This is a genomic window from Sandarakinorhabdus sp., from assembly GCF_040398645.1.
GTDB lineage: Bacteria > Pseudomonadota > Alphaproteobacteria > Sphingomonadales > Sphingomonadaceae > Sandarakinorhabdus.
This window is the reverse complement of sequence record NZ_JBBATR010000001.1, coordinates 26,331-35,218: the sequence shown is the minus strand read 5'-3', so window position 1 is coordinate 35,218 and position 8,888 is coordinate 26,331. Positions and strand designations below refer to the sequence as shown.

Sequence of the window (8,888 nt, the reverse complement as noted above, 5' to 3'; positions counted from 1 at the left end):
GAACCGCCGCCCCAACTGCCGCCAACCGATGGCCCCCACATGAGCACCGGGCCGCGGCGGCGCCCCTGCTTGCCGCGGCGCGCCGACAGCACGACCCAGACAATGATGATGATCAACCAGACCAATGTGCCCCAGCCCGGACTGTCCTTGCCCTGCTTTTGCGATTGCGCGGCGCTGGCGGCTGCCTCGGCCTGCTGGTCTGGCGGCAGTTGCAGCAGCGCGGCAATTTCGTCGGCGCCGGCCACGATGCCGCCGGCCATGTCGCCAGCCTTGATGCGCGGCACGATCGTGCCCCGGATGATCTGGCCAGACATGGCGTCGGTCAGCGTGCCTTCCAGGCCATAGCCCACTTCGATGCGCAATTTGCGCTGCGCCGGCGCCACCAGCAAAATGGCGCCGTTGTTGGTGCCCTTCTGGCCGATGCCCCAGTGGCGCAGCAGGCCAACGCCATACTCCTCGATTTCCAGCCCTTCGAGATCGGGCACCGTCGCCACCACCAATTGCGTGCCGGTGCTGTCCTCCAGGGTTTTCAGCCGGGTTTCCAGATCGGCCGCAACAGCGGCCGGCAACACGCCGGCGGCATCGACCACCCGCCCCGACAGCGGCGGATAGGCCGGCGCTGCAAAAGCCGAAGCCGCCAGGTTCAGCACCGCGAGCAGCACCGCCAGCAGCAGTGCAATCTGGCTGAGCCGCTGCATCTGGCGGTCGTGCTGCATCACAGTCTCCGCGCGCGTGCGTTTGCGCCTGGTTAGAATTTCACTTCCGGGGCCTTGTCGGCGTTCACGGTGGTGGCCTTGAACGGCGCAATCGGCTGCGCGCCGTAAATCACCTTGGCAGTGATCAGGCTGGGGAAGGTGCGGATTTCGGTGTTATAGTCCTGTACGGACAAATTATAATCGCGCCGTGCCACGGTGATGCGGTTTTCGGTGCCCTCCAACTGGTCTTGCAGACGCATGAACAGCTCGTTGGATTTGAGCTCAGGGTATTTTTCCACGGTCACCAGCAAACGGCCCAGCGACTGGCCAAGTGCGCCCTGCGCCTGATCAAACGCGGCCAACTGCGCTGGATCGGATAATTTGGTGGGATCAACCGTGACCTGGCTGGCGCTGGCGCGGGCCTTGGTGACGCTTTCCAGCACATCTTTTTCCTGGGCGGCATAGCCTTTGACAGTGCTGACCAGATTGGGGATCAGATCAGCGCGGCGCTGATACTGGCTTTCCACATCGGCCCATTTGGCTTTGACCGCCTCTTCCTTGGCCGGGATCGTGTTGACGCCGCAGCCAGAGAGCAAGATCGCGCTGCCTGCTAAGGCCGCCAGAGCAGCGCCATTGGCAAAATTTGGTCTGGTCACAAACATCTCCACGCGGTTAACCAGCTTGCGCGATGCGCGCCGGCATGTTCAATCTGGTGCTGCTTCACATAATATGAAATAGTGCGCTGCAGCGAATTACAAGGGGAATGGCTTCGTGTTGCAGGAATTCAAGGCGTTCATCGCGCGCGGCAATGTGCTGGATCTGGCCGTTGCCGTGATCATCGGGGCGGCCTTTGGCACCATCGTGACCAGCTTTACCGAAGATCTGGTGATGCCGATGATCGGACTGGTCAGCGGCGGCGGCGATTTTTCCAGCCTGTTTGTGGTGCTGGGCAGCATCCCGGCCGACTATCAAGGCAGCACCGCCGATTATGACGCCCTGAAAAAGGCCGGCGTGGCCGTGTTCGGCTACGGCAAATTCGTCACGGCCGTGATCAATTTCCTGATCATCGCCTTCGTGATTTTCCTGATGGTGCGGACAGCCAACAAGCTGATGGCTCCCGCAGCAACTGCACCAGCCGAGCCGCCGCCGCCAACCGCATCGGAAGCGCTGTTGGCCGAAATCCGCGACGAACTGCGCAAGCACCGGGCATGATTTCCGATCTGGCCGGCCTGCTGGACCGGGTGCCGCTGGCGGCGGTGCCGGCGGTGCTGGCGGTGCTGTTCTTCATCGTCAGCGAGCTTGGGTATCGCCTGCACCAGCGGTTTGGCGGCGGCGGATCGGCAGACGATGAAACGCAAGTGCTGTCCGCCGCGCTGCTGCTGCTGGCGCTGCTGCTGGGCTTCACCTTTTCGATGGCGCTCGGCCGCTATGACGAACGCCGGCAACTGGTGGTGCAGGAAGCCAATGATATCGGCACCGCCTGGCTGCGCGCCGGGTTGGTGCCGGCGCCGCATGGCCCGGCGCTGCAACAGGCGTTGGCCGATTATGCCCAGATCCGCCAGACCAGCCCGCTGCCAAACGAGACGCAAAAGTTGGCCGCCGCGGCCCGGCTGCGGGACCGGGTGTGGGCCATCACGGCCACGGCGCAATCCGTGCTGGACGGCCCACGCGCCGCCAGCCTGGTCAGTGCCGTCAACAGCGTGATCGATACTGGCACCACACGCGAAAAATCGGTGGCGGCGCGGGTGCCGGGCGAAGTGATCATGCTGCTGGTAATTTTTGCGTGCGTGGCCTGTTTTCTGCTCGGCTATGTGCTGGCGGCGCATGGGCAGCGGCACCGGCTGGTGTCGAGCGTGCTGTTTGCCCTGATGTCGCTTACGGTCATGCTGATCCTTGATCTTGATCGGCCAGCCGACGGGGCGATCCGGGTGGATCAATCGGCCCTGCGCGAACTGGCGCAGCAGCTTGCCAACACCGCGCGTTCGGCGCAGCAGTAGTTGATGCTGTACCGCGCCCTCCCCATCCTGATGATAGTCATGCTGTTGGCTGGCTGCACCAAGGAGCGCCAGCAAATGCGCCAGGCCTTGTCGGGTAAGCCGCCGGTGATCGCGGGCAGCCTGGAAGGCGATTGGCTGGTCGCCGATCTGAATGGCGGCGGCGCGCCTGGGCCGCCCATGCGACTGAAATTCGATGGCGGCGATCACGGCACCAGCCGCGTTTCCGGAAGCAGCGGCTGCAACCGCTTTCAGGCAAGATGGCAGCAGGATGGCGCCAAGCTGGCCCTGACCATGGGCGCCGTCACCATGCGGGCCTGCGAGCCTGGCCCGACGGAGATCGAGGGGCGATTTCTGGCACTGCTGCCAGCCATCACGGACGTCACCTACACCCAAGCTGGTGAGGCGATACTGACAGCGCCCGATGGCCGGCGCATGCTCCTCAAGCGGCCGCCAGCGCCAGCGCAGCCATAGCAGGGCGAATCAGGCCGCGACCTGGTCCAGCGAAAGGTCCGCCAGCGTCGTGTGGTCGAGGATATTGGCGGTCTGTTCCCGGATCACCAGCATCACCTTGCGGATCACGCAGGTATGTTCCTCAAAACAATCGACACAGCGCTGATAGGCCGACAAGGATACGCACGGCACCAGCGCCAACGGCCCTTCGATCTGGCGAATAATCTCGCCAAAGCTGATCTGCCCGGCCGGGCGCGCCAGCCGGTAGCCGCCCATCTTGCCGCGAAAGCTGGTGACCAGGCCGCCATTCTTCAGATCGAGCAAAATCGCCTCGAGGAATTTGCGCGGCAGTTTCTGATCGGCGGCAATCACCGAAATCGGCACCGGCGCCACGCCGCCTGTCCGGGCGATGAAAATAAGCGCGCGCAACGCATAGCGGGATCGCTGGGTAAGCATGACTACCATACCCTATGCACCGGGAAGGAATTGCTGCCAACCCGCCACGTCCGCGCTCGTGGCGAACGCATCATGTGAACATATGCTGACAGATGGTGTTTTTCGCTATTTATTCGTATATATATTTCCGTGTGTAACAGATCGGCAATACAGTATTTCCTCTAAGGCACTGTATTTGCTTGCATGAAAAGTCTGGCAGGCAGTTGGCACGCTCGTTGCAACACATCTGGCATCGGCAGCCGGATGGTCCAGCCTGCCGAAATAGAAGGATGTCCCCCATGTTCGCTTCGACCCGCAATTTCTCCCAGACCCTCGCCGGCGCTGCTGGCACCCTGTTGTTTGCAGGCCTGTGCATCGCCGGCGCCACTGCTCCGGCTCAGGCTGATACCGTTTATGGCGTGTCGGCAACTGGCCACCGCGTGGCGCACGTTGCTTATGCCGATCTGAACCTGGCGTCGGAATCCGGCCGCGCCCTCCTTGAAAATCGTCTGCGCATGGCGTCCAAGCAGGTTTGCCGCGGCACCGCTTTTGATCACCGCGCCAATGCCGAAGAGCGCCGCTGCTTCAAGGAAACCCTGCATTCCACCCGCAATGCCACCGTGGCCGCCATTCAAGCCGACAAGGTCGGCTGAGCCAGGCAAGCAAAAGATGTGGATTGGGATCGGGGCCGTCCCCGTCCACTGATCCGGCCGGCGGTGTTGCCCTTTGCCCCCATCAGGCACACCGCCAGCCAATCCTGCTGATCCCCCTGGCAGGACAACAGCCCCCCAGTTTCTGGTTCCAGCGCGATCTCCTTGCCCCCTCGGTCGCGCTGCGACGGTGCCGCCCGGTTGGTTTTTTCAAACCACGCCGGGCGGCACTTTTCTTTTGCAGCCAGCGCGCCATGATGGCGGAATGAATGCCGCCGCCATTGCCGCCCTGATCGCCGCTGCTGCCCTGATCGGCGCGCCAACGCTTGCGCAGCGCGCCCGCGCCATCGGTATCGCACCCGGTCCGCTGCCCACCGGCGCGCTCAATGCCATCACCGATGTGCCCGGCGTGCTGGTTGGCCAGATCACCCTGAACCGCGGCGACACGATCCGCACCGGCGTGACCGCGATCCTGCCGCACGCCGGAAATGTTTTCGCGGACAAGGTGCCGGCGGGTATTTTCGTGGCCAATGGTTTTGGCAAGCTGATGGGCAGCACCCAGGTCAGCGAACTGGGCGAGATCGAAACGCCGATCCTGCTCACCAACACGCTGAACGTGCCCGAAGCCGCCGCCGCCATCATCGAACACACGCTGGGCCAGCTTGGCAACGAAGCGGTGCGATCAGTGAATGCCGTGGTCGGCGAAACCAACGACGGCGGCCTGAATGATATTCGCGCCCGCGCCGTCACCGTGCCCGATGCCCGCCGCGCCATTGCCGAGGCCAGATCCGGCCCGGTCGCAGAAGGCGCGGTCGGCGCCGGACGCGGCACGATTGCCTTTGGCTATAAAGGCGGCATCGGCACATCATCGCGGGTGACGCCGCAGGGTTTTACGGTCGGCGTGCTGGTGCAAAGCAATTTTGGCGGCCGGCTGATCCTGGCCGGCGTGCCCATCCCGCCGCCGCCTGCTGCGACACCGGCCAGCGCCGATGGCTCAATCATGATCGTGGTCGCCACCGATGCGCCGCTGTCGGACCGCAACCTCACCCGGCTGGCGGCGCGCGCCATGGCGGGCTTGGCGCGCACCGGTTCGGCGTTTTCCAACGGCTCCGGCGACTATGCCATCGCCTTTTCGGTGCACCAGGGTGTGCGCCGCACCCCCGCCCGCCGCGCCGGCCAGACCGCCTATCCCGAAATGGGCAACGACAATATCACGCCGCTATTCGTTGCCGTGGCCGATGCCACCGAAGAAGCCATCGCGAACAGCCTGCTGATGGCCGAGCCGATAAGCAGCCGCGATCCGGCAACGGGCCAGATTCGCAGCGTGCCGGCCGTGGATGCGGAAGTGGTCAAGCGCTTGCTGGGAGGGCGATGATGGACGTGCTTAAAGGGTCTTGCCATTGCGGCGCAGCCGGTTGGACGTTGGCTGGCGATCCCGGCCCAGTGACGGCGTGCAATTGCACATTGTGCCGGCGCTATGGCGCGCTGTGGGCCTATGATTTTGAAAATGAGCGCGCAGCCGTCCACGGCCCCGTTTCGCGCTTTTGCCGGGTGGGCAAGGTTGATCCGGCCCTGGAAATCCTGTTTTGCCCGCAATGCGCCGCCGTGATCGCCTGGCGCGGCCTGCGCCTTGAAGCGGATGGCCGGCGCCGCATGGCGGTCAACGTGCGCCTGGCACCACCGGACGCCGTGGCCAACCTGCCGATCGATCATTTCGACGGGCTGGACAGCTTTGAAGATCTGCCCGCCAGTGGCCGCACCGTGCACGATTTGTGGGCGTGAACCGCGTGCGCACCCGTCACACGTCCAGATTGGCGACGTTCAGCGCGTTCTCCTGAATGAACGCGCGGCGCTCCTCCACCACGTCGCCCATCAGCTTGGCAAAGATATCGTCCGCCTCCACCGCTTCATCGACATCAACGCGCAGCAGGGTGCGGGCGGCGGGATCGAGCGTGGTTTCCCACAATTGTTCGGCATTCATTTCGCCCAGGCCCTTGTAGCGTTGCACCGAAAGCCCCTTGCGCCCGGCATCCAGCACCCCCGCCAGCAGATCGGACGGGCGGGTGACGCGCATGGTGCCCAGCATGGCCGGGGCGGCATAGGCGCCGGCTTCCTGCGCGGCCAATGCGTGCAGGCGCGGCGCTTCGGGGGCGGACAGGAACGCGCCGTCGATGACGTGATAATCGGTCACCCCGCGCCACGCCCGCTCGACCTGATAGCCGCCGTCCACCGACACCTGCGCCGTCCACACGCCGCCTTCGGTTTCGGCGGCATTCAGCCACGCCGCTGTGGCAGCAGCAGCCGGCGCGCTGGCGGCGGACAATGCACCATTCAAGGCCAGCGCCTCAACGACATGCGCCGGATAGCGGCGCGGCACATAATCCATCAGCGCGCGGCAGCGCCGGGCATGATCGACCAGCGACGCCAGATCGGCGCCGGTGCGCGGGCCAGCCGCCGTCATCAACGCCAGATTGCCGGTGCCGGCTTCGACGAGATATTCCTCCATCGCCGGATTGTCCTTCAGATACACTTCCGACCGGCCGCGCGCGACCTTGTAGAGCGGCGGCTGCGCGATAAACAGATGCCCGCTGTCAATCAACGCCGGCATGTGGCGGAAGAAGAAGGTGAGCAGCAAGGTGCGGATATGCGCGCCATCAACATCGGCATCGGTCATGATGATGATCTTGTGATAGCGCAGCTTGTCCAGATTGAATTCGGTGCCGATGCTGGTGCCAAGCGCCTGGATGAGCGTGCCGATTTCGCGGCTGCCCAGCATCCGGTCCAGCCGAGCGCGTTCGACATTCAGGATCTTGCCGCGCAGCGGCAAAATGGCCTGATACTGGCGATTGCGGCCCTGCTTGGCGCTGCCGCCGGCGCTGTCTCCTTCGACCAGGAACAATTCCGATTTGGCCGGATCGCGTTCCTGGCAGTCCGCCAGCTTACCTGGCAGCGATGCGATGTCCAACGCACCCTTGCGCCGGGTCAGATCGCGGGCCTTTTTGGCCGCTTCGCGCGCCGCAGCAGCATCGATGATCTTGGCCACGATGGTCTTGGCGTGGGCGGGATGTTCCTGCAACCACACGTCCAGCCGGTCGGCCATCAGGCTTTCCAGCGGCTGGCGCACTTCCGATGACACCAATTTGTCCTTGGTCTGGCTGGAAAATTTTGGGTCAGGCAATTTCACCGACACGATGGCGGTCAAGCCTTCGCGCATGTCATCGCCGGTCAGGCTGACCTTTTCCTTCTTCAGCAGCCCGGATTTTTCGGCATATTGATTAAGCGTGCGCGTCAGTGCCGCCCGGAAGGCCGCCAGATGGGTGCCGCCGTCGCGCTGCGGGATGTTGTTGGTGAAACACAGCACTTGTTCGTAATAGCTGTCGTTCCATTCCAGCGCGACTTCGATGCCGATATCCTGGGCCTGGCCGGTGATGGCGATCGGCTCGGGGATCAGCGCGGTCTTGGATTTGTCGAGATATTTGACGAAGGCCGCGATGCCGCCTTCGTAATACAGCTCCACAACCTTGCCTTCGGCATGGCGGGCATCGGTCAGGAACAGGCGCACGCCGCTGTTGAGGAAGGCCAGTTCGCGGAACCGATGTTCCAGCCGGGCGAAATCGAAATCAATGGCGCGAAAGGTGGCGATGCTGGGAAAGAAGGTCACGCGGGTGCCGCGCTTGCCGCCCGATGGCCCGACCACCTTGAGCGGCGCCACGGCATCGCCGTGCGCAAAGCGCATCATATGCTCGTCGCCATCGCGCCAGACCGTCAGCTCCAGCCATTCCGACAGTGCATTGACCACCGATACACCCACACCGTGCAGGCCGCCGGACACCTTGTAGGCATTGTCGTCGCTGTTGTTGAATTTGCCGCCGGCGTGCAGCTGGGTCATAATCACTTCGGCAGCCGACACGCCTTCTTCGGCGTGGATACCGGTGGGGATGCCGCGGCCATTGTCGGTCACCGAAACGCTGCCATCGGGGTTCAGGCTGATATCGATCCGGTCGCAATAACCGGCCAGGGCTTCATCGATGGCATTGTCCGACACTTCGAACACCATATGGTGCAGGCCCGAACCGTCGTCGGTGTCGCCGATATACATGCCGGGGCGCTTGCGCACTGCGTCCAGCCCGCGCAGCACCTTGATGCTGTCGGCGCCATAATCTTCGCTGTTGTGGGCTTTGAGGTTGTCGGACAAGGCTTTGCCTGTTCTCTGGAGGACAATCTGGAAGCCTATAAAGCCTCCCGCACCAGCGCGCGAGGAAAGATTTGCCCATCGGCAAGATGCAGATGTGTGGCCATGCCAGTGCCGAAAACTGCGCCCGCAAATGTGCCAGGATCGGTGCCGGTTGCCCACGCCTGCACGCCCATATCGGCCAGGCGCCCGAACAGGGCTTCGCGCCGGCTGGCATCCAGATGCGCGGCAATTTCATCGAGCAGCAGGATCGGCGGCCGCCCCAGCCGCGCCGCCACCAGCGCGGCATGGGCCAGCACGATCGCCACCAGCAGCGCCTTTTGCTCGCCAGTCGAACATTGCGCGGCCGGCATCGCCTTGCCGGCATGCGCAACCACCAGATCGGCGCGGTGCGGACCATCGAGCGCGCGGCCGGCAGCAGCATCGCGGCTGCGGCCGCGCGCCAGCCGGCCGGCCAGATCATCGGCAT

11 protein-coding genes are annotated in these 8,888 nt (G+C 64.0%); 6 read left to right on the top strand and 5 right to left on the bottom strand.

Annotated elements, in window-relative coordinates; genetic code table 11:
- Both ABWP50_RS00180 and ABWP50_RS00175 read right to left on the bottom strand, forming a co-directional pair.
- The coding region (locus ABWP50_RS00180) for a TPM domain-containing protein (protein ID WP_353215966.1) at positions 1-716 on the bottom strand (716 nt) is incomplete at its 3' end.
- Positions 717-748: 32 nt separating this feature from the next.
- Positions 749-1,357, bottom strand: a complete 609-nt coding sequence (locus tag ABWP50_RS00175; RefSeq protein ID WP_353215965.1) for a LemA family protein — start codon at positions 1,355-1,357, stop codon at positions 749-751.
- 109 nt (positions 1,358-1,466) lie between these two features.
- Between ABWP50_RS00175 and mscL the strand changes: the two genes are divergently transcribed.
- From mscL to ABWP50_RS00160, 3 genes are read left to right on the top strand one after another with little or no spacing between them, the layout of a single operon-like run.
- Entirely contained in the window at positions 1,467-1,907 is a 441-nt protein-coding gene (mscL, locus tag ABWP50_RS00170; RefSeq protein ID WP_353215964.1) for a large conductance mechanosensitive channel protein MscL, read from the top strand.
- The gene (locus tag ABWP50_RS00165; RefSeq protein ID WP_353215963.1) at positions 1,904-2,692 is read left to right on the top strand and encodes a bestrophin-like domain; all 789 of its coding nucleotides are present in this window, start codon (positions 1,904-1,906) and stop codon (positions 2,690-2,692) included. The genes mscL and ABWP50_RS00165 overlap by 4 nt, the downstream gene beginning before the upstream one ends.
- 3 nt (positions 2,693-2,695) lie before the next feature.
- Complete coding sequence (locus tag ABWP50_RS00160; protein WP_353215962.1) at positions 2,696-3,163, top strand: META domain-containing protein; 468 nt, start codon at positions 2,696-2,698, stop codon at positions 3,161-3,163.
- A gap of 9 nt (positions 3,164-3,172) precedes the next feature.
- Here ABWP50_RS00160 and ABWP50_RS00155 read toward each other — a convergent pair whose 3' ends face one another.
- Complete coding sequence (locus tag ABWP50_RS00155; RefSeq protein ID WP_353215961.1) at positions 3,173-3,598, bottom strand: RrF2 family transcriptional regulator; 426 nt, start codon at positions 3,596-3,598, stop codon at positions 3,173-3,175.
- A 278-nt stretch (positions 3,599-3,876) separates the two neighbouring features.
- Here ABWP50_RS00155 and ABWP50_RS00150 point away from each other — a divergent pair, with 278 nt between their 5' ends.
- From ABWP50_RS00150 to ABWP50_RS00140, 3 genes are all read left to right on the top strand, one after another.
- Positions 3,877-4,230 carry a UrcA family protein gene (locus ABWP50_RS00150; RefSeq protein WP_353215960.1) on the top strand — a complete coding sequence of 118 codons (354 nt, stop codon included), beginning with the start codon at positions 3,877-3,879 and terminating at the stop codon, positions 4,228-4,230.
- Between the two features lie 262 nt (positions 4,231-4,492).
- Positions 4,493-5,602 (top strand): P1 family peptidase, encoded by a 1,110-nt coding sequence (locus ABWP50_RS00145; RefSeq protein ID WP_353215959.1) that lies wholly within the window; start codon positions 4,493-4,495, stop codon positions 5,600-5,602.
- Entirely contained in the window at positions 5,599-6,009 is a 411-nt protein-coding gene (locus ABWP50_RS00140) for a GFA family protein (RefSeq protein WP_353215958.1), read from the top strand. The genes ABWP50_RS00145 and ABWP50_RS00140 overlap by 4 nt, the downstream gene beginning before the upstream one ends.
- Positions 6,010-6,025: 16 nt before the next feature.
- Here the strand turns inward: ABWP50_RS00140 and gyrB are convergent, their stop codons facing one another.
- Both gyrB and ABWP50_RS00130 read right to left on the bottom strand, forming a co-directional pair.
- The gene (gene gyrB / locus ABWP50_RS00135; protein ID WP_353215957.1) at positions 6,026-8,422 is read right to left on the bottom strand and encodes a DNA topoisomerase (ATP-hydrolyzing) subunit B; all 2,397 of its coding nucleotides are present in this window, start codon (positions 8,420-8,422) and stop codon (positions 6,026-6,028) included.
- A gap of 35 nt (positions 8,423-8,457) precedes the next feature.
- A partial coding sequence (locus tag ABWP50_RS00130) for a DNA replication/repair protein RecF (RefSeq protein WP_502950937.1) occupies positions 8,458-8,888 on the bottom strand: 431 nt, incomplete at its 5' end.

Bases quoted from the DNA above. Each gene is read 5' to 3' on its own strand.
- ABWP50_RS00175 (WP_353215965.1), bottom strand. From the start codon at position 1,357: ATGTTTGTGACCAGACCAAATTTTGCCAATGGCGCTGCTCTGGCGGCC.
- ABWP50_RS00165 (WP_353215963.1), top strand. From the start codon at position 1,904: ATGATTTCCGATCTGGCCGGCCTGCTGGACCGGGTGCCGCTGGCGGCG.
- ABWP50_RS00160 (WP_353215962.1), top strand. From the start codon at position 2,696: ATGCTGTACCGCGCCCTCCCCATCCTGATGATAGTCATGCTGTTGGCT.
- ABWP50_RS00155 (WP_353215961.1), bottom strand. From the start codon at position 3,598: ATGCTTACCCAGCGATCCCGCTATGCGTTGCGCGCGCTTATTTTCATC.
- ABWP50_RS00150 (WP_353215960.1), top strand. From the start codon at position 3,877: ATGTTCGCTTCGACCCGCAATTTCTCCCAGACCCTCGCCGGCGCTGCT.
- ABWP50_RS00145 (WP_353215959.1), top strand. From the start codon at position 4,493: ATGAATGCCGCCGCCATTGCCGCCCTGATCGCCGCTGCTGCCCTGATC.
- ABWP50_RS00140 (WP_353215958.1), top strand. From the start codon at position 5,599: ATGATGGACGTGCTTAAAGGGTCTTGCCATTGCGGCGCAGCCGGTTGG.